We start from the raw sequence: 17,790 nt of genomic DNA, 5'->3' as shown, positions 1-17,790 counted from the left end.
TCGGCCACACTGAGGTGACAAACAATGCCACCGGGCGACGCCGTGGGGAAACTCTCGCACATGTCGCGTCGGATGTGAAGTTTGCACAGTGAACGAGATTGTGAAACTTACTTTCACACCTCCGGGACCGGAGCCCCCAGCAGGTCGTCGTACTCGGGCGAGTGCTTGCGCACGTACGCCTTGATGTACGGGCACAGCGGCACGATCTTGTCGCCCGCCTCGCGCACCATGCCGAGCGCCGCCTGCGCGAGCCGGCCCGCCAGGCCCTGGCCGGCGAACTCCTCGAAGACCTCGGTGTGCACGAAGTACACGACGCCCGGATCCGTCTCGTAGACCGCGAAGCCGGCCAGGGTGCCGTCGACGCGCACCTCGAACCGGGGCTCGTCGGGGTTGTCGACCACTGTCACCTGGGGCTCGTCCGTCATGGGGCCCATCGTGCGGCACCGGGCAGCCGGTCGCCAGCCCCGTACGGCCGGTCGCGACGTGAGCCGGGTCACCAGGGGACGCGGGGCCGGTGTCAGTGGTCGGTGCGAGACTCGACCCGTGCCACAGACCGCCGCCTCACCCCGCTCCAACCCCTACACGGCGGTGCTCCGTACTCCCGGTGCGCTCAAGTTCTCCGTGGCCGGCGCGCTGGCCCGGCTCCCGATGTCGATGGTCGGCATCGGCGCCGTGCTCATGGTCCAGGGCCTGTACGACAGCTACGCCATGGCGGGCCGCGTCGCGGCGGTGCTGGGCCTGGCGCAGGCGTTCCTCGCCCCGCAGATCGCCCGCTGGGTGGACCGGCGCGGTCAGCGGAGGGTGCTGCTGCCCGCGCTGCTCGTGTCCGTCACCGGGCTGGGCGGGCTCGTCACGGCCGCGGTGCTCGGCGCCCCGGAGTGGGTGCTGTGGCCGCTCGCCGCGATCGCCGGCGGGAGCCAGGGCTCGTACGGCTCCATGGTCCGGGCCCGCTGGAACGGCGTGCTGGATGACCCACGCCGGCTGCACACCGCGTACTCGCTGGAGTCGTCGGTCGACGAGCTGGTCTACATCGTGGGCCCGGTGCTGGCCACGACGCTCGCGACGGCGGTGGCCGCGCCGTCCGCCCTGGTGGTCGCCGGGATCGCGGCGCTGGTCGGCGGGCTGCTGTTCCTGATGCAGCGGTCCACGGAGCCGGCCGTCGTGGCCGCCGACGCCGAGGTGCGGCACCGGCCGGTCGTCCTCGTGCCGGGGATGCCCGTGCTGGTGCTCGTCTTCGTGGCCATGGGCATGATCTTCGGCTCCATGGAGGTCGTCACCGTCGCGTTCGCGGAGGAGCAGGGCAGCAAGGGCGCCTCCGGCCTCGTGCTCGCGGTGTTCGCGCTGGGCTCCATGGTGGCGGGGCTCGTCTACGGTGCCCGGCACTTCACGAGCCCGGCGGTCCGGCGGTTCGTGATCGGCATGGCTGCGCTCGGCCCGGGCGTGTCCCTCTTCCTTCTCGCGCACACGCTCTGGGCGCTGGCGGCCGCGATGTTCGTGGCCGGTCTGGCCATCGCACCCACCGTCATCACGGGCAACGGCCTGGTGCAGGACATGGTCGGCAAGCATCAGCTCACCGAGGCCCTGACCTGGGTGGGCACCTCGATCGGCATCGGCGCCTCGCTCGGCGCGTCCGTCGCCGGGCTGCGGGTGGACGACGCCGGGGCGACCGCGGGCTTTCTGGTGCCCGTCGCCGCGGCCTGGTTCGCCACCCTGCTGACGCTGGCCGCGGCCCGCACGCTGCGGCGCCAGTCCGCGGCACGGGAGTAACGCCCGCGCACCTGCGGACGGAGTAGAAGTTCACCCCTTTTATCAGGAGATAACATTCCATTTCCTGATAACTTGCAGACGACTCCCAGAAACTTCACGAACGGACGCGCATGCTCGTCTTCATCGTCATCGGTCTCCTCGGGCTCGCCCTCGCGCTCGCGTCACTGCTGCTCGGCGACTTCTTCGACCTGCTCGACGGCGCCATCTCGGGCACGTCGCTCGGCGCGGGTGCGCTGCTCTTCGGCGCGACCGGCACGGTGATCGTTTCGTCCGGCCTTCCCGTCTGGGTCGCCTACCCCGCTGGCCTCGTGGTCGCTGTCCTGGTGATCGTCCTGGTCAACGTGCTGATCAAGCGCCTCAAGGCCGGCGAGGACGGCGCCCCGGTCTCCCTGGTCGGCGCGCAAGGAAGCGTGACCTCCGACGTCGACCGCGGGCACGGTGAGGTCTCGCTGGACGCCGCCACGGAGCTGGAGGCCCGGCTCGCGTTCTCGGACGAGCCGATCGAGCAGGGCACGCGCGTCGTCGTCGTCGAGCAGCACGGTTCCCGGGTCAAGGTCGAGCCCGTGCGCTGAGCCTGGCCCCGGCGCCACCCCGTCCCCCGCCCCTCCCCGAACGCACCCTCGGCCGGGACCGCTCGACGGCTCGGCCGGCACACCCCACCCCAGGAGCCGAAATGACCGGTCAACTCATAGGTGTCATCGCCGTCGCCGCGGGCGTCCTCGCGATCTTCCTCGTCCTCGCGTTCGTCGCGAGCCGCATCCGGCGGGTGCCGCCGAACGAGGCGCTGATCGTCGTGGGCCGCGGCGCGGGGAAGTCCGAGGCCCAGACGGCGAGCCAGCGCGTCGTCGTCGGGGGCCGCGCCTTCGTCTGGCCGGTGCTGCAGCAGGGCTTCTCGATCTCGCTCGAGCAGCGGCAGATCGGCATCACCGTCGAGGGCGTCGACAAGAACCGCATCAAGATCGCGATCAAGGCGTCGATCAACTTCAAGGTGCGCGGTGACGAGGAGGGTGTGCGGCGTGCCGCGCAGCGCTTCCTGTCCCAGCAGCACCTGCTCACCGAGATCATCAAGGAGTCCCTGGAGGGCTCGCTGCGGTCGATCGTCGGCGACATGACGATCGAGCAGATCATCTCGGACCGCAAGGGCCTGTCCGACCGCGTGGTGCAGTCGACCAAGACGGACCTCTCGGAGCAGGGCCTCCAGGTCGACCTGCTGAACATCTCCGACATCTCGACGCCGGGCTCGGACTACCTCGCGAACCTCGGCCGCGCCGAGGCCGCCAACGCCCGTCAGCTCGCCGAGGTGTCCGAGGCCGAGGCGAACCGCGCGTCGGAGTTCGCCGTGATCGAGGCCGCCGAGCAGATCGCCGAGCGCCAGAAGGCGCTCGACCTCAAGAAGGCCGCCATCAAGGCGGAGACCGACAAGGCGAACGCCGAGGCCGACGCCGCCGGCCAGCTCGCCCGGGCCGAGCAGGACCGGCTCGTGGCCCAGCAGGAGCGGGAGGCCATGGCCGAGAAGGCGCGCGTGGAGCAGGAGCGCCTCGACATCGAGGTGCGCAAGCCCGCGGAGGCCAAGGCGTACGCCGAGGTCCAGGGCGCGAACGCCCGCCGCGACGCCAACAACGCGGCCACCGAGGCCGAGGCGTTCAAGCGCACCACGATCGCGCAGGCCAACAAGACGGCCGCGCTGCAGGACGCCGAGGCGTCCGCCGAGTCGGTCCGCCGCGCCGGTGAGGCCGAGCGCGACCGGCAGGTCGCCCTCGCCGCCGGTATCGAGGCCGAGGGCCGGGCGCGCGCCGCCGCCGTCGAGGCCGAGGGTCTCGCGGAGGCGACGGCCACCGACGCCAAGGCCGAGGCCCTGCGCAAGTACGGCGAGGCCGCGCTGGTGCAGGAGCTCATCGAGCGCCTCCCGGACATCGTCCGGGCCGCCGCCGAGCCGATCGCCTCGATCCAGGGCATGACCGTGGTCTCGACCGACGGGGCCTCCGCGATCACCAAGAACGTGGCCGCGGTGCTCGGCGAGGGCCAGGGCGTCATCAAGCAGCTCACCGGCGTGGACATCAACTCGCTGATCTCGGGTCTGGCCGGTCCCACGCACGGCAACGGTGCGGGCACCGCGGGCGGGGACGTCGCCGACAAGAACTGACCCACCCCGCACGAGCTGTCAGACCCCCAGGTCCCCCGAGGGACCTGGGGGTCTGACACGTCCGGGGTGCTGCCGCGTCAGGGACGTTGCGTTGTCAGGGCTCCGGGTGGCGCGCGTCGTAGCGCCAGAACCGCGGAGTCAGGCGGACGATCAGCCAGAGCAGCACCACGCACGTGAGCCCGCCGGCCACGGCCGCCCAGCCCTCGCCGAACCAGGTCGCCTCTGCGCCGAGCACCATCTCCCCGAGACGCGGGCCGCCGGCCACCACCACGATGAACACGCCCTGCAGCCGCCCGCGCATGTGGTCCGGGGTGGCGGTCTGCAGGATGCTCTGGCGGAACACGGACGAGATGCTGTCCGACCCCCCGGCGAACGCGAGCGCGATCCCGGCGGCCACCACGGCCCAGACGATCGTCCCGTCGGGCGACCCGCGGCCCACCAGCACCAGCACCAGCCCGAACGCGGCGATCGACAGGCCCCACGCCGTGATGGCCCAGACGATGATCTGCCCCTGCTTGCGCAGGCGCGTCAGCCCGCCGGAGAACACGCTCGCCAGGATGCCGCCGACGGCGAAGGCCGCGGCGAGCACACCCGTCGTCGTCTCGCCGCCGCCCAGGTAGATGACGCCGGCGGCGGGCCACAGCACCCGCGGGAACGACAGCACCATGGCGCAGATGTCGACGAGGAACGTGGTGCGCACGTTGGGCTGGGTGGCGAGGTAGCGCAGACCGTCCAGCACCGAGCGCAGCCCGACGGCGCCCACCCGGCTGCGGCCGTTCCCGCTGCCGCCCTCGCCCATGCCCTCCGGCAGCACCGGCGGCAGCCGGAACACGGCCCAGAGCGCCGCCAGGAACAGCACCATGTCCAGCGTGTACGCCCAGGCGTAGCCGAGCTGCGCCACCAGGAGCGCGCCGATGAGCGGCCCGCCGGTCAGCGCGACGTTCATCGAGAGCGACGACAGCGCGTTGGCCGCGGGCATGAGCTCCTTGGGCAGCAGCCGCGGGATGATCGCCGAGCGCGCGGGGTTGTTGATCGCGAACGCCGCGCTCTGCACCGCGACCAGGCCGTACAGCAGCTCCACGGACTCCAGGTCGAGCCAGGCCTGCACGGCGATGCCGGCCACGACCAGCCACAGCACCGCCGAGGAGATGAGCGAGACCTTGCGCCGGTCGTAGTGGTCCACGAGCGCCCCGCCGTACAGGCCCAGCGCCACCAGCGGCACCAGCGAGAACAGGCCCAGGACGCCGACGGCGAGGGTGGAGCCGGTCAGGGCGTAGACCTGCAGGCCCACCGCGACGATGGTCACCTGCGTGCCGATGTTGGAGATCGACAGGCCGAACCAGAGGCGCCGGTAGTCCGGCGACACCTTCAGGGGCGTGGTGTCGGCGAGCAGATGGCGCATGGTGGTCCGATCGTATGCCCGGGCAACGCCGTCGGACGGCGGCGTCCGTATGACGTTCGCCGCACCCCGATGTCGAACCCGGACATGACAGAGCGGGCGCCCAGGTCACCCCCCGATGCCCTGAGCTCCCGCTCTGTCCACCTCGTCCGTGGGCCGGGCCGCCCCCCAGCGGCGCCCCGACCCCAGACTCGGGTCCGTGGGCCGGGACACCCCCCAGCGGTGTCCCGACCCCAGACTCCGGTCCGTGGGCCGGGACGCCCCCCAGCGGCGCCCCGACCTCACGAACCTCTCCGACCCGGGCTGAGCCGGTCCTGCTTCACGAGCCCCTTGACAAGCTCGTCGGCAGGACCGCACCCGGGCCGTTGTCGCCCGTCGCTCCGTGGTTCAGACCACGTAACGACGGCGACGCATACGGAGCACCACGATGCCCAGCCCCAGAAGGAGCGAGACCAGCGCGAGCTGCCCCGTGATCATGGGGCCCGTCTGGGCAAGGGTTTCGCCGGGAACGTCCACCGGCACCACCTGCCCGTCGAGCCTGTTCGATGTGCCGATGAGGTAGCCCTCGTGCGGACCGCCCGCCAGGAGCGTCCCGTCGTAGGCCGTCGGCACGACGACCGCCCTGTCACCCCAGCTGAGGTCGACGCCGGCGTTCTCGGTGTCGGGCTCCTGGACCACGTCGGCGGACGACGCGTCGGTGTCGGCCGCGTCCGCCGCGTCGGCGGAACCGGGCGCGGCGTCTGCCGCCGCGATGCCGGCAGCCGCGGCTGACCGGTCACCAGCGGGGTGGGTGATCCCGGGGGCGTCCGCCCCGGGAAGTGTCTCGTGCACGGGCCGCGAACCACCGGTCCCGAGCGTGTCGCGGCCGGGACGGCCGGGCGCGGGCTCACCGGGTCCAGGTTCACCGACACCCGGTTCGACGACGTCGGGGTCACCCCCGTCGGGATCGAGGATGCCGGGATCGAGGATGCCCGGTCCGTCGGTGCCCGGATCGGTGCCGGGCTGATCGGTGCCGGGCTCGTCCGTGCCGGGTTCTCCGGCACCGGGCTCCGTGCCCGGCTCGTCCGTGCCAGGTTCTCCGGCACCAGGTTCTTCCACGCCGGGCTCACCGGCACCGGGATCGGCGCCGGGCACCTCGGTCTCGACGGGCAGGAGACCCTCGAGGATCCCGTCGACCAGGCCGTCCTCACCGAGCGTCCCGTCGAGGACCTCCTCGACGACGCCGGAGATGTCGACGTGCCCGACTGACCCTGCGCCGTCATCGGCCGGAGCAAGCTCCGCCATGTCGTCGGCCGGAGTGACCGTCGCGGCGGCCTCAGCCGCGCCGTCGTCCGCCGCGACCTCCGCGGCGCCGTCGGCCGGCCCCTCGGGCGCAGCAGCAGGCGAGGCAGCACCCTCGATCGTCTCGGGGGCTCCCTGAGCAGCATCCGGCTGACCGCCGCCCACGGCGTAGGCCGAGGCGGCGCCGACGACCACGAGGCCGCCCGTCACGAGCGCCGTGTACAGCGCCCGTCGGAAGTTCTTGTGCATGGGTCTCTCCTTGCCTGGCGTGGAGCCGACGGCACATACGCCGTCGGGTGGTACCGCACACGTGTGCGCGGACCAGCCAGGTCAGGCAGGAGAGACGGGGATGTCCGTGTAGCTGCTCGCCAGCTTGGCGCGCGACTCGTCGGTCGACACGCGCCAGGAGCGCGCCCGGAAGACCAGCAGGGCGGAGAGCACGGCCAGGGCGTCGCCGCCCGGCACCTTGAGCTGCGGGGCGCCGCCGCCCAGGGCGCCGCCGGCGCTCCCGGCGGACGCTGCGGTGCCCACGCCGCCGGCGGCGAGCGGGAGGCCCGCGCCCAGCAGGCCGGGGCCGCCCGTCTCCACGACGCCCGCCGTCACGATCAGCGCGTCGACGGTGTCCACCGCGGCCGCGGGGGCGGGGGCACGCATCAGGTCGAGCATCGCGTGCTGGACCCCGGCTGAGGTCCAGACCACGACACCCGCGGCGTCACCGGGGGTCTGCAGCGCCCCCGGGTACGTCGGCTCTGTGGGGTCGTCGACCCGCTGGGTCGGGACCACCGTCGTCGGCGCGTCCGTCGCCGGCCCGCCCGTGGCCGGCTCGGCCGGCAGCACGGCGGGCGCCGGGACGAGCGGCTCCACGATCGGGGTCAGCGGCTCGACGACCGGGGTCAGCGGCTCGACGACCGGGGCGAGCACCTCGCCGACCGGCGTCAGCACGGGCGCCAGGGCGTCCGTGACCGGAGTGGTCACCGGCTTGAGCACCTGGGTGATCGGGGCGGTCACGCCGCCCACCGCGCCGGTCACCGGGGCGAGCACGTCGGCCACGGGGGCCAGGAGGCCGCCCGTCACGGGCGCCAGCGGCTCGGTCACGGCGCCGAGCACCGGAGCGAGCGGCGAGACGACCTGCCCGACGACGCCCGTCACCGGGGCGAGCACCTCGCCGACCGGCTCGGTCACCGGGGTCAGGACGTTGCCGACCTGCTCCGTGACGGGCTTGAGGACCGGGTCGGAGACCTGCTCGACGACCTCGGCGACCTGCTCGGCGGGCTGCTTCGTGACACCGGCGACGATCTGGCCCACGGGCTCCGTCACCGTCTTGACCGGCGTCGTCACCGGCTCCAGCACGCCCCCGGAGACCGCCGCGACGACGTCCTCGACGGCCTGGGTGACGGGCTCCGCCGGCTTCCCCGCCGACGACGGCGCGGCCGGCGTCGGCTTGCCCGCCGACGGCGACGCGGGCTCGGCGGGCGCCGGCTCGGGAGCAGGGGCAGCGGGCTCGGCCGGCTTCGGCGCGGGCTCGGCGGCGGGCGCGGGAGCCTCCGGCGCAGGGGTCGCGGACCCCGGCGCGTCCGGCGTCGTCGCCGACCCGGTACCGCCCGGCACGGCCTGGTCGATCGTCGTGACCGACCCGAGCGCCTCGGTCGTCTGGACGACGGTCTGCACCGTCGCCTCCACCGTGTCGCCGAGCAGCGACCCGAGCGACGGGCGCTCGGCGGCGCTGGACGGGGCCGCGAGGCCGACGCCGAGCGCGACGCCCGCGGCGCCGAGCGCGAGGCTGCCGACGGCGCGCACGACGACGCGACGGAGGTGGTCCCCCGTGCTCGTCCGTGCGTCCTTCGACATCGGTCTCCCGCTCTCCGACCCTTGACGGGCCGCTCAGCAGCCATGCATACACATTTAATCTGCGGTGCGTTCCGAGGTTCGGCAACTACAAACCTGCGGTTTGCGGATCGAGAATATTGTGCATGGGTACCGGCGTATGTCGGAAGAGGCCCGATATCTCAGTTATTTCAGGGCATCAAGGGCTATCGGCGGGCAGCGGAAGAGGCGCGGGTGAACTCTCCGGGATCACCCGACGGTGGCCCCGAACACCAGGCCGAGGACGTACGTGGCGGCGGCCGCGCCGAGCCCGATCGCGATCTGCCGCAGCGCCCGGGTGAGCGGGGAGGTGCCCGACAGCAGCCCGACGACGGCGCCCGTCACCAGCAGCGCGATCCCGACCAGCGCGGTCGCGACGGCGACCGCCGCGAGCCCCTCGAGGCCGAAGAGGTAGGGCAGCACCGGGACGACGGCACCCGACGCGAAGAACAGGAAGGACGACACCGCCGCTCCCCACGCCGTCCCGTGCGTCTCCAGGTCGTCCACCTCGTCGGCGGAGTCGTTCTCGGCGGCGGGCTCCAGGAGCAGCCCGCCCGACACGGGCGCCACGGCGAGCCGCGCGAGCACGGCGTCGGCACGCGCCGTCGCCTCCTCGCCGGCCATGCCCCGGGCCCGGTACACGAGCGCGAGCTCGTTCGCGTCGACGTCGAGGTGCGGCAGCGCGGCGTCGGCCGTGGGCGACGGTGACGACGCCTCGAGCAGCTCCCGCTGCGAGCGCACCGACACGAACTCGCCGGCGCCCATCGACAGCGCGCCCGCGAGAAGCCCCGCGAGCCCGGTCAGCAGCACGGTGCTCGTCGCGACGCCGGAGGCGCCGATGCCGAGCACGAGCGCGAGGTTCGACACGAGCCCGTCGTTCGCGCCGAAGACCGCGGCGCGGAACGTGCCCGACAGCCGGTTGCGGCCCCGGGTGGCCAGCGCCCGCACGACCTCCTCGTGGATCTGCTCGTCGGCCGCCATCGTCTCGGTGGCGTCCGCGTCGTGCGCGTACGAGGACCGGGCCTCGGCCCGCTGGGCGAGCGCCAGCACGAAGACGCCGCCGAAGCGGCGGGCCAGGAAGCCGAGTCCGCGGGTCCGCAGGTCGCCGCGCACGGGCGCGCCGACGTCGGGACCCAGGAGGTCGAGCCAGTGCGACTCGTGCCGCTTCTCCGCCCGCGCGAGCGCGAGCAGGATCTCCCGCTCCTCGCCCGTGCGCCGGCCCGCCAGGTCGCGGTAGACCGCGGCCTCGGCCCGCTCGTCGGCGAGCAGCCGGCGCCACCGCCGGATGTCGGCGCGGGTCCGGGGGCGCGAGGGGTGCAGCCCCTGCGCGCGCTGTTCGGGCGTGGGTGTGCCGCCGGACGAGCGACGGGCGGGGTCGGAAGGTACGTGAGGCACACAGCCATCATGCCCGTGGATCGCCGGTCATGGGTTTCGTAGGCCCTTGGCCTCGGTTTCGCCGCGCCGAACTCTCGAACGCCGTCCACCCCCGGCCAGGCGTCCGGATTCTCGGGCAGAAGGATGCACAATGGACGCCGTGATCATCGTCAGCACGCACGGGTCGGCCGCGCCGGGCGGCGCGATCGGATGGGCGTGGATCAACCACGCGGGCGGGCAGTTCGACTCGGGCGGCGCGGCCCAGGGCAACGATCAGGTCGCGGCACTCTCAGCTCTGCTCCGCGCCATCGACGCGCACCCCGGCAGCGAGCCGCTGCTCGTGGAGTCCGGCTCGCAGTACGCCGTGCGGTCCGTGTCCGAGTGGTCCGAGGGCTGGAAGCGCAACGGCTGGCGCTCCCCCGCCGGCGAGCCAGTGCCGAACGTCGGCCTGGTGCAGGACATCGACCGCGCCGTCACCGAGCGCACCGGCCCCGTGCGGTTCCACTGGGTGCGTGGTCACGTGGGCAACCCGTACAACGACCGGGTCGACCAGCTCGCGGGGTTCGCCGCGGAGGAGTGGGCCGCGGGACGCGGCGGCGTCGGCGAGATGCTGGTGCCGGACGCCGGGATGATCCCCGACGCCGAGCTGCGGGACGGGAGCCTCACCGTCGAGGCCCGCGAGAGCGCGCCGCCCGTGACGCGGCCGACGCCGGTCGTGACCGGCGCCGGCGCCGGGCGCACGTGGGAGTCGGACACCCTCTTCTAGGGGGAACGCAAACGGCTACCCAGCCATCACGCCCGGGAAGCCGCTGAGTTCCGGGCGCGACGGCTGGGTAGCCGCAGTGAGCGAGACCTACAGGCCGACGAGCAGGAGCTCCTCCGGGGTCCGCGCGGCGGCGGCCACCCTGGTGTCGTCGACCGGGCCGACGACGTCGCCCCCGGTGCCCGCCTCGTCGGCGGGCTCGTCAGCCGCCGCACGGACGAAGAGCGGGACCGGCTTGGCCGTCCGGGCGCTGAACTCGAGCCGGTCGGCGACGGCGCGGGCGTGCTGGGCCATGTCGTGCGCGATGGTGACGCTCTCGCCGAGGTAGGCGCGCGGGTCGATCAGACGGCAGATCTCGTCCCGGTCGAAGTACGCGCTGACGGTCGCGTTCCGCACCAGCAGGTCGAGGAACTGCTCGTCGCCGACGGCGGACTCCTGCGCCACCTCGTACACGACCTCGTGGGCCTTCTGCCGGCCGATGCGCTCGCCGAGCTCCATCATGAGCGACTCCGAGCCGATGAGGCCCTCGCTCAGCGCGAGGTTGGCGCGCATCCGCTGCTCGTCCAGCTCCAGGCCGTCGAGGATCACGTCGAGGCGGGTCAGGATGTCGCCGGCCAGGACGGCGGCGCGGGAGACCGTCGACTCCAGGAGGTCGGTCATGCCGCCGTTCGCCTCGTGGTCGTGCTGCATCGACTCCAGCGCGGGCGCGGCCAGCGCACGGAGCTGGGCGCTCATCGACAGGAGGTCCAGGGCGAGCTGCGGGTTGCGCTTGTGCGGCATGGTCGAGCTGCCGACGGTGCCCTCCGGGATGGGCTCGAACGCCTCGCCGAACTCCGGCTGCATCATCGAGTAGATGTCCTTGCCGATCTTGCCGGCGGTCCCGGCGACCTGGCCGAGGACGAGGACGAGTTCGACGATGCCGTCGTTGATCGCGCGCGACGGCACGGGCATGGTGCCGAGCCCGAGGTGGTTGGCGACCCGGCGCTCGACCTCGCGGCCGGCCGGCCCGAACGACGCGAACGTGCCGACGGCGCCGCCCATGAGCACCCGGAAGAGCCGGTCCTCGAGGCGCTCGAGCCGGTCGGTGTGCGCCGTCAGCTCGTCGATCCAGACGGCGACCTTGAAGCCGAACGTGACGGGCACGGCGTGCTGGCTGTGCGTGCGGCCCGCCATCGGCACCGCCGCGGAGGCCTCCGCGAGCTTGGACATGCCGCGCAGCACCTTGGCGAGCAGGTCCTTGACCGCTCGGTGCGCGTCGCGCAGCACGAGGACGTCCGCCGTCTGCGTGATGTTCTGCGTGGTGGCGCCCCAGTGCACCCAGCCGCCGTACTGACGCCCGACCACGCGGGCGAACTCCTCGATGAGCGGCATCAGCGGGTGGCTGGCCGACGCGGTCTCGGCCGCCACGCGGTCGAGGTCCAGCTTCTCGATCTGCGCGGCCCGGGCGATCGTCTCACCGGCCGGCTCCGGGATCAGGCCGATCTCAGCCTCTGCGAGCGCGAGCGCAGCCTCGACGTCGAGGCGCGCCTGGAATCGGTTCTCGACGCTGAAGAGGTGCGCGATCCCGGCGTCGGGAACGCGGCCGTCCGTGAAGTGTCGAATCGATTCGCCATTCATCCCTGGTAACCCCACTCGGTTCATGTGTCGTACGTGATGGACGTGCTCTGCTGGGCCCGTGCCCCGTCTCGGGGCCAGGCTGCCGGCGAGTTCCTTGCCACGTCGTACCGGTCGCCGCGGGACCTTGCCCGCCTGCTCACCGTGCCGAACTCGCTGTGCTTCATGCGCCTGCATCGACTCGCCGTAGCGGGTTGCTCTACCGAATTGTGGGAGAGGATGCGCGCCCCAGGCTAGCGGAAGTGTTTCCAGAATGTAACGGGAGTGAGGTCCGTCACATGAATTTCCGGTGACATCCGGCCCCGGACCAGGCCTTCCGGCGAGTGCGGGTGAACTTTGTCGCGTCTCGCATCGCGGGACGGCGGCGACCGGACCGCGGCGGCCCGGCCGGCACGGAGTGCTCTGACGACGCAGAGGGCCCGGCCGCGTGCGCCACGTCGTGGCGTGCGGCCGGGCCCTCTGTCGTGGGCACAGCTCTCGGCGGGAGCCGCTGCGCGGTCAGCCCGCGGCGGCGTCGTCGGCCGGCGTCTCGCGTTCCTCGTGTTGCGACCCGTACGTGTCGGTCACGCTCCGGTGCATGAGCGTGGTCCGGCGAGGGTTGGCGATGGAGTGGTACTGGGCGTCGTCGGCGTCCGTCATGGGTCCTCCTCCGGTGCAGGCTTACGGCTACGCTGCACGTGGTTCACCCGCTGGTCTGCGGATCATCCATCCTCGTTGATACCGAGTCGCGCGTCGACTGAAGAGGCTGTGACGTCGGACTCATCGCGCCGTCAGATCCGCCGCCGCCGTCAGGCGCGCACCCGGTACGTCGTGGGGAAGAGCTGGAACCGCCCCGCCACCAGGCCCCAGAGCCCGCGCGGCGCGAGCAGCACGACCGCCACCGCCACCACGCCGAGCACCACCAGGTACCAGGTGCCCAACGGCGCCAGGGCCTGCTGCAACGCCCAGTAGAGGACGGCCCCCACGATCGGCCCCTCGATGGTCCCGATGCCGCCGACCACGACGATGAAGATCATCGCCGCCGTCCAGTTCACGGAGTAGATCGACCCCGGGGTGACGCCGAGCGTGCTCAGCGCGATCAGCGCGCCCGCGAGGGCGGCGCCGGCCGATCCGGCGACGTAGACGATGCGGCGGCCGCGGTCCACGGCCACGCCCAGGCTGCTCGCCGCGACGCGGTCGTCGCGGATCGCCGTGAGCCCGAGTCCCACCCGGGACCGCATGAGCAGGTAGGTCCCGAGCACGACGGCGACCACGAGCGCCAGCGCAAACCAGTAGACGAAGGCCACGCGGTCCACCCGGTCGGTGCCGCGGAACGCGCTCAGGGACAGCCCGCCACCGCCCCCGAGCCCGTCGATCTGCATCGTGACCAGGCGGAACACCTCGGCCACCACCCAGGTGCCGATCGCGAAGTACCCGCCGGCGAGGCGGAACACCAGGTAGCTCGTCGGCAGGGCGATCGCGGCGCCCACGAGGCCGGCGGCCAGGACGGCGGCCCACGGCGGGGCGCCGACGGCGTCGGCGAGCTGGATCAGGGCGTACCCGCCCACGCCGACGTACGCCTGCTGGCCCACGCTCACCATGCCGCCGTACCCGGCGAGCAGGTTCCAGGTGGTACCGAGTATCACGAGGGCGAAGAGCATGACCAGGCTGGACAGCGCGCCGAGGGTCACGACGTAGGGGACGACGGCGGCGAGGAGCACGACGACGAGCAGGAGCACCCCGCCTCCGACGAGGGACCCGCGCCCGCCCCGCGTGACGATCGGAGCCGTCGGGGACGCCACCGGGGCGGCGGCGTCCGGGGCGGTGTTCGGCGCGCTCATGCCGGCACGCTCCTCGGCAGCAGGCCGCCGGGCCGGACCACCAGCACGGCGAGGAAGACGAGGTGCCCGGCGAGCACCCCGGACTGCGGGTCGATCTGGGCGCCGACCGTCTGGGCGAGGCCCAGCACGATGCCGCCCAGGAGCGTGCCCCACAGCGACCCGAGCCCGCCGATGATCACGGCCTCGAACGCGAACAGCAGCACGAGGTCGCCGTACCCCGGCGAGAACTGCGTGCTCATGCCGACGAACACGCCCGCGAGCGCCAGCGTGGCGAACGCGAGGGCGGTCGCCACGGCGTACATGTGCTTGGGGTCGACGCCGTACATCGCGGCGGCCCCGGCGTCGTCGGCGACGGCGCGCATGGCGCGGCCCGTGGCCGTGCGTGCCAGGAAGACCTGGACCCCCGCGATCACCGCGGCGGCCACGACCAGGGTGATCAGCGGCAGCAGGCCCACCGAGAGCGGGCCGAGCGGCACGCCCGCCGAGGCGAGGTCGCCCGTGGGGATCTTGCGGGTGTCCGCGCTGAACACCTCCTGGAGCAGGCTGGTCAGGGCCACGGCGACGCCGAACGACACCAGCAGGGGCGCGAGCTCGCCCGCGCCCGGCGCGCCCTGGCGGGCCTCGCCCGAACCCCGGACCTGCGCGAGGGCCGGGTTGAACAGGCCGCGCTGGACGGCGTACCCGAGGGCCGCGAACACCGGCACCACCACGACGACCGCGAGCCACAGGGGCAGCCCCTGCTGGACCAGGACCAGCGACAGGTAGGCGGCGAGCACCGCGAGCACGCCGTGCGCCAGGTTGACGATGCGCATCACGCCGAAGATCAGCGACAGGCCGCAGGCCAGCAGGGCGTACTGCCCGCCGAGCAGCACGCCCTGCACGCCGGCGTTGAGCCAGTCCATCAGGCCTCCGTGGGTCTCGGGGCGGGTTCGGGGATCGGGGCAGGGGCGGACGTCGGGGCTGGCGCGATACCGAAGTAGGCGTCGGCCACGGCCTCGCGGTCCAGGCCCGCGGCGGCGGCCTCCAGCACGGTGCGGCCGCCCAGGAGGCACTGGACGCGGTCGGCCACGCGCAGCGCCTGGTCCAGGTCCTGCTCGACGACGAGCGCCGTGGTGCCCTCCGCCGTGATGCGGCGGACGGCGTAGTAGATCTGGGTGACCACGAAGGGCGCGAGCCCGAGCGACACCTCGTCGAGCAGCAGCACGCGCGGGTTGGTCAGGAGGGCCCGGCCGATCGCGACGGCCTGCTGCTGGCCGCCCGACAGCACGCCGGCGCGCCGGTCCCGCAGCTCGGCGACGTGCGGGAACACCTCGTACACGGCGCGCAGGTCCCACGGCCCCGGCCGCCCCGGGTAGCGGCCCATGAGCAGGTTCTCCTCGACGGTGAGCGACGCGAACAGGCGCCGCCCCTCCGGTACGAGCGCGATGCCGCGCCGCACCCGCCGGTGCGCAGGCACCCGGGTGACCGGGGCGCCGTCGAGCACCACGGTGCCCGCCGTGGGCAGGTGGGTGCCCGCGAGCGCCGCGAGCAGCGTGGACTTGCCGGCGCCGTTGGCGCCGAGCACGGCGAGGGTCTCCCCCTCGCCGAGGGTCAGCCCGACGCCGTCGACGGCGAGCAGGTCGCCGTACCGGACCTCCAGGCCCGTGACCTCCAGGACGCTCATACCGGCTCCCCCGGCAAGGCGTCGGGCACGGAGCCGGGCACGGAGTCGACGGTGGAGCCCAGGTACACCTCGACCACCCGCGGGCTGCGGATCACCTCGTGCGGGTCGCCCTGCGCGATCACCTCGCCGGCGGCGAGGCACAGCAGGCGGTCCACGACGTCGAGCAGCGCGTGCAGCACGTGCTCGATCCAGACCACCGCCACGCCGTCGTCCCGCAGGCGGCGCACCAGGTCCACGACCTGGGGCAGCTCGCGGTCGGTGAGGCCGCCCGCGATCTCGTCCAGCAGGAGCAGGCGCGGCCCGGTCGCGAGCGCCCGCGCGACCTCCAGCCGCTTGCGGTCCAGCAGGCGCAGGCTGCCCGACGGCGTGTTCGCCGCCCCGGTCAGGTCCGTCACCTCGAGCGCGTGCCAGGCCCGGTCCCGGGCGCCGCGGGCCGTGCCGCGCTCGCCGGCGCCGCCGTGCCGCCGTCCGGCGAAGGACGCTCCGACCAGCACGTTCTCGTACACGGTGAGGCCGCCGAACGGGCGCGGCACCTGGTACGAGCGCGCTACGCCCCGGTCGGCGCGGGCAGCCGCGCCGAGCCGGGTGACGTCCTGCCCGTCCAGCGTCACGGTCCCGGCGTCGGCCCGCAGGGTGCCCGCGACGACGTCGAGCAGGGTGGTCTTGCCCGCGCCGTTCGGGCCGACGAGGCCCAGGGCCTCGCCTGCGGAGACCTCGAACGACACGTCGCGGGCCGTGACCACCCGGCCGAAGCGCTTGGCGACGCCGGTCACCCGCAGCAGGGGTTCGGTCACCAGAGCGGCTCGACCTCGCCGCCCGTCGGGATCTCCGGGGCCAGCGTGTTGGAGACCACCACGAGCTCGTAGGGGTTCTTGCCCTCGTCCGCGCCGTCGGCCAGGCGCCACTGGCCGCCGACCAGCGGGGTCTTGGCCACGTACGGCGGCACGCTGTCGTCGACGCCCCACGCGATGTCGCCCACCACGGTGGAGACCTCCAGCGTGGACAGGGCCTCGGTGATCGCGTCCGGCTCGGTGGAGCCGGCCTCCTGCACGGCCGCGACCGTGATCTCGAACAGGGCCTCCGCGAAGCCGAGGGGCTGCGTCCACTGCTTGCCCGTGTCGCTCTCGTACTGGTCGGCGAGCTCCTGCGCGGTCTGCCCGGTCAGCGACGAGCTGAACGGCGCCGTGGGGTGCCACCAGACCTCGGAGGTGAGGCCGTCGCCCGCGTTGCCCAGCGCCTCGACCGACGACGGGAACAGCAGGGCCTTGCCGATCGTCGCGACCTTGGGCCGGTAGCCCTGCTGGCCGGCCTGCTGCCAGAACGTGGTGAAGTCCGGCGGGATCGGCACGCCGACCAGGATGTCGTGGCCCTCGAACGCGGAGAGCTGCGCGGAGAAGTCCTGGGTACCGTTCGGGTAGAGGCCCGGGTCGTCGATCGTGACGCCGGTGTCCTGCGTCAGGGCCGGGAAGTTGGCGCTCCACGCCTGCCCGTCCGGGTCGTTGGGGAACAGGCCGGCCGCCTTCTGGTTGGTGTCCACCTGGCTCCAGATGTCCGCGTAGACCGCGGACACGTCCTCCAGGCCCCAGAACGCGTGGTAGCTGTACTTCAGGTCGGCGGGCTCGTCACCCTCCCGGATCGCGAACGGCTGCCAGGGCGCGACCGTCGAGATGCACGGGACCGAGTTGGCCTCGCACTGCTCCGAGACGGGGTTGGTGATGTCCGGCGTGGACGACGTGAGCACCAGGTCGACGCCGTCACTGTTGATCAGCTCGGCCGCCACCTCGCCCGCGCGGGCGGAGTCCGACTGCGAGTCCTTGACGATGATCTCGACGGACTGCTCGGCGCCGTCGACGGTCACCGGGTTGTCGGCGAACCACTTCTCCATGGACTCGATCACGTAGGTGTTGGCCTCGCCGAACGGCGCCGACGAGCCCGTCTCGGTCGAGACGAAGCCGATCTTCAGGACGTCGTCGTCCCCGCCGCCCCCGACCGTGCCCCCGCCCACGTCGCCGCAGCCCGCCAGGGCGGCCGCCAGGGCTGCCGTCGAGGCGCAGACCGCCAGCGCCCGTCTGTTCAGGGACCGTCCGTTGCCAACCATCGTCG

General features: G+C 73.3%; 16 protein-coding genes. 4 read left to right on the top strand and 12 right to left on the bottom strand.

Annotated elements, in window-relative coordinates:
• Positions 1 to 113: 113 nt before the first annotated feature.
• Positions 114 to 425, bottom strand: a complete 312-nt coding sequence (locus tag ACFV9Q_RS14015) for a GNAT family N-acetyltransferase (RefSeq protein WP_377234907.1) — start codon at positions 423 to 425, stop codon at positions 114 to 116.
• A gap of 118 nt (positions 426 to 543) precedes the next feature.
• On the opposite strand from ACFV9Q_RS14015, the gene ACFV9Q_RS14010 reads away from it, so the two are divergent.
• The 3 genes from ACFV9Q_RS14010 to ACFV9Q_RS14000 all read left to right on the top strand — a co-directional run bounded on the left by ACFV9Q_RS14010 (position 544) and on the right by ACFV9Q_RS14000 (position 3,910).
• Positions 544 to 1,767 carry an MFS transporter gene (locus ACFV9Q_RS14010; RefSeq protein ID WP_377234906.1) on the top strand — a complete coding sequence of 408 codons (1,224 nt, stop codon included), beginning with the start codon at positions 544 to 546 and terminating at the stop codon, positions 1,765 to 1,767.
• Between the two features lie 110 nt (positions 1,768 to 1,877).
• Positions 1,878 to 2,339, top strand: a complete 462-nt coding sequence (locus ACFV9Q_RS14005) for an NfeD family protein (RefSeq protein ID WP_377234905.1) — start codon at positions 1,878 to 1,880, stop codon at positions 2,337 to 2,339.
• A 101-nt stretch (positions 2,340 to 2,440) separates the two neighbouring features.
• Positions 2,441 to 3,910: a flotillin family protein gene (locus tag ACFV9Q_RS14000; RefSeq protein WP_377234904.1), complete on the top strand. Its 1,470-nt coding sequence runs from the start codon at positions 2,441 to 2,443 to the stop codon at positions 3,908 to 3,910.
• A gap of 94 nt (positions 3,911 to 4,004) precedes the next feature.
• Here the strand turns inward: ACFV9Q_RS14000 and ACFV9Q_RS13995 are convergent, their stop codons facing one another.
• The 4 genes from ACFV9Q_RS13995 to ACFV9Q_RS13980 form a co-directional block, all read right to left on the bottom strand.
• A complete protein-coding gene (locus ACFV9Q_RS13995) occupies positions 4,005 to 5,312 on the bottom strand; it encodes an MFS transporter (protein ID WP_377234903.1) in 1,308 nt (435 codons plus the stop codon).
• A gap of 384 nt (positions 5,313 to 5,696) precedes the next feature.
• Complete coding sequence (locus ACFV9Q_RS13990) at positions 5,697 to 6,839, bottom strand: hypothetical protein (RefSeq protein ID WP_377234902.1); 1,143 nt, start codon at positions 6,837 to 6,839, stop codon at positions 5,697 to 5,699.
• Positions 6,840 to 6,920: 81 nt separating this feature from the next.
• Positions 6,921 to 8,438 (bottom strand): hypothetical protein, encoded by a 1,518-nt coding sequence (locus ACFV9Q_RS13985; RefSeq protein ID WP_377234901.1) that lies wholly within the window; start codon positions 8,436 to 8,438, stop codon positions 6,921 to 6,923.
• Positions 8,439 to 8,663: 225 nt separating this feature from the next.
• Positions 8,664 to 9,848, bottom strand: coding sequence for a VIT1/CCC1 family protein (locus tag ACFV9Q_RS13980; RefSeq protein WP_377234900.1), 1,185 nt, complete (start codon positions 9,846 to 9,848; stop codon positions 8,664 to 8,666).
• A gap of 130 nt (positions 9,849 to 9,978) precedes the next feature.
• Here ACFV9Q_RS13980 and ACFV9Q_RS13975 point away from each other — a divergent pair, with 130 nt between their 5' ends.
• Positions 9,979 to 10,593, top strand: a complete 615-nt coding sequence (locus ACFV9Q_RS13975; RefSeq protein WP_377234899.1) for a ribonuclease H — start codon at positions 9,979 to 9,981, stop codon at positions 10,591 to 10,593.
• Between the two features lie 87 nt (positions 10,594 to 10,680).
• On the opposite strand, the gene ACFV9Q_RS13970 is transcribed toward ACFV9Q_RS13975, so the two are convergent.
• From ACFV9Q_RS13970 to ACFV9Q_RS13940, 7 genes are all read right to left on the bottom strand, one after another.
• Positions 10,681 to 12,207, bottom strand: a complete 1,527-nt coding sequence (locus ACFV9Q_RS13970; protein WP_377234898.1) for an adenylosuccinate lyase family protein — start codon at positions 12,205 to 12,207, stop codon at positions 10,681 to 10,683.
• Between the two features lie 495 nt (positions 12,208 to 12,702).
• On the bottom strand, positions 12,703 to 12,843 hold the full coding sequence (locus tag ACFV9Q_RS13965) for a hypothetical protein (protein WP_377228178.1): 141 nt from the start codon (positions 12,841 to 12,843) through the stop codon (positions 12,703 to 12,705).
• Between the two features lie 149 nt (positions 12,844 to 12,992).
• Entirely contained in the window at positions 12,993 to 14,024 is a 1,032-nt protein-coding gene (locus tag ACFV9Q_RS13960) for a branched-chain amino acid ABC transporter permease (RefSeq protein ID WP_377234897.1), read from the bottom strand.
• Positions 14,021 to 14,926 (bottom strand): branched-chain amino acid ABC transporter permease, encoded by a 906-nt coding sequence (locus tag ACFV9Q_RS13955; RefSeq protein WP_377234896.1) that lies wholly within the window; start codon positions 14,924 to 14,926, stop codon positions 14,021 to 14,023. The genes ACFV9Q_RS13960 and ACFV9Q_RS13955 overlap by 4 nt, the downstream gene beginning before the upstream one ends.
• A complete protein-coding gene (locus tag ACFV9Q_RS13950; RefSeq protein ID WP_377234895.1) occupies positions 14,926 to 15,687 on the bottom strand; it encodes an ABC transporter ATP-binding protein in 762 nt (253 codons plus the stop codon). Before ACFV9Q_RS13950 ends, ACFV9Q_RS13955 begins: the two co-directional genes overlap by 1 nt.
• Positions 15,684 to 16,481 (bottom strand): ABC transporter ATP-binding protein, encoded by a 798-nt coding sequence (locus ACFV9Q_RS13945; RefSeq protein ID WP_377234894.1) that lies wholly within the window; start codon positions 16,479 to 16,481, stop codon positions 15,684 to 15,686. Before ACFV9Q_RS13945 ends, ACFV9Q_RS13950 begins: the two co-directional genes overlap by 4 nt.
• On the bottom strand, positions 16,478 to 17,785 hold the full coding sequence (locus tag ACFV9Q_RS13940) for an ABC transporter substrate-binding protein (protein ID WP_377234893.1): 1,308 nt from the start codon (positions 17,783 to 17,785) through the stop codon (positions 16,478 to 16,480). Before ACFV9Q_RS13940 ends, ACFV9Q_RS13945 begins: the two co-directional genes overlap by 4 nt.
• Positions 17,786 to 17,790: the final 5 nt, after the last annotated feature.

The sequence above is a fragment of the Promicromonospora sp. NPDC059942 genome, assembly GCF_042731755.1.
In the GTDB taxonomy this organism is placed as follows: domain Bacteria; phylum Actinomycetota; class Actinomycetes; order Actinomycetales; family Cellulomonadaceae; genus Promicromonospora.
Note: the sequence above shows the minus strand (reverse complement) of the source record. Positions and strands in the feature narration are given on the sequence as shown.

Excerpts from the sequence above, each read along its gene's own strand:
- ACFV9Q_RS13950 (WP_377234895.1), bottom strand. The coding sequence starts at position 15,687 with ATGAGCGTCCTGGAGGTCACGGGCCTGGAGGTCCGGTACGGCGACCTG.
- ACFV9Q_RS13985 (WP_377234901.1), bottom strand. The coding sequence starts at position 8,438 with ATGTCGAAGGACGCACGGACGAGCACGGGGGACCACCTCCGTCGCGTC.
- ACFV9Q_RS13970 (WP_377234898.1), bottom strand. The coding sequence starts at position 12,207 with ATGAATGGCGAATCGATTCGACACTTCACGGACGGCCGCGTTCCCGAC.
- ACFV9Q_RS14000 (WP_377234904.1), top strand. The coding sequence starts at position 2,441 with ATGACCGGTCAACTCATAGGTGTCATCGCCGTCGCCGCGGGCGTCCTC.
- ACFV9Q_RS14005 (WP_377234905.1), top strand. The coding sequence starts at position 1,878 with ATGCTCGTCTTCATCGTCATCGGTCTCCTCGGGCTCGCCCTCGCGCTC.
- ACFV9Q_RS13965 (WP_377228178.1), bottom strand. The coding sequence starts at position 12,843 with ATGACGGACGCCGACGACGCCCAGTACCACTCCATCGCCAACCCTCGC.
- ACFV9Q_RS13990 (WP_377234902.1), bottom strand. The coding sequence starts at position 6,839 with ATGCACAAGAACTTCCGACGGGCGCTGTACACGGCGCTCGTGACGGGC.
- ACFV9Q_RS13960 (WP_377234897.1), bottom strand. The coding sequence starts at position 14,024 with ATGAGCGCGCCGAACACCGCCCCGGACGCCGCCGCCCCGGTGGCGTCC.
- ACFV9Q_RS14015 (WP_377234907.1), bottom strand. The coding sequence starts at position 425 with ATGACGGACGAGCCCCAGGTGACAGTGGTCGACAACCCCGACGAGCCC.
- ACFV9Q_RS13940 (WP_377234893.1), bottom strand. The coding sequence starts at position 17,785 with ATGGTTGGCAACGGACGGTCCCTGAACAGACGGGCGCTGGCGGTCTGC.
- ACFV9Q_RS13955 (WP_377234896.1), bottom strand. The coding sequence starts at position 14,926 with ATGGACTGGCTCAACGCCGGCGTGCAGGGCGTGCTGCTCGGCGGGCAG.
- ACFV9Q_RS13975 (WP_377234899.1), top strand. The coding sequence starts at position 9,979 with ATGGACGCCGTGATCATCGTCAGCACGCACGGGTCGGCCGCGCCGGGC.
- ACFV9Q_RS13995 (WP_377234903.1), bottom strand. The coding sequence starts at position 5,312 with ATGCGCCATCTGCTCGCCGACACCACGCCCCTGAAGGTGTCGCCGGAC.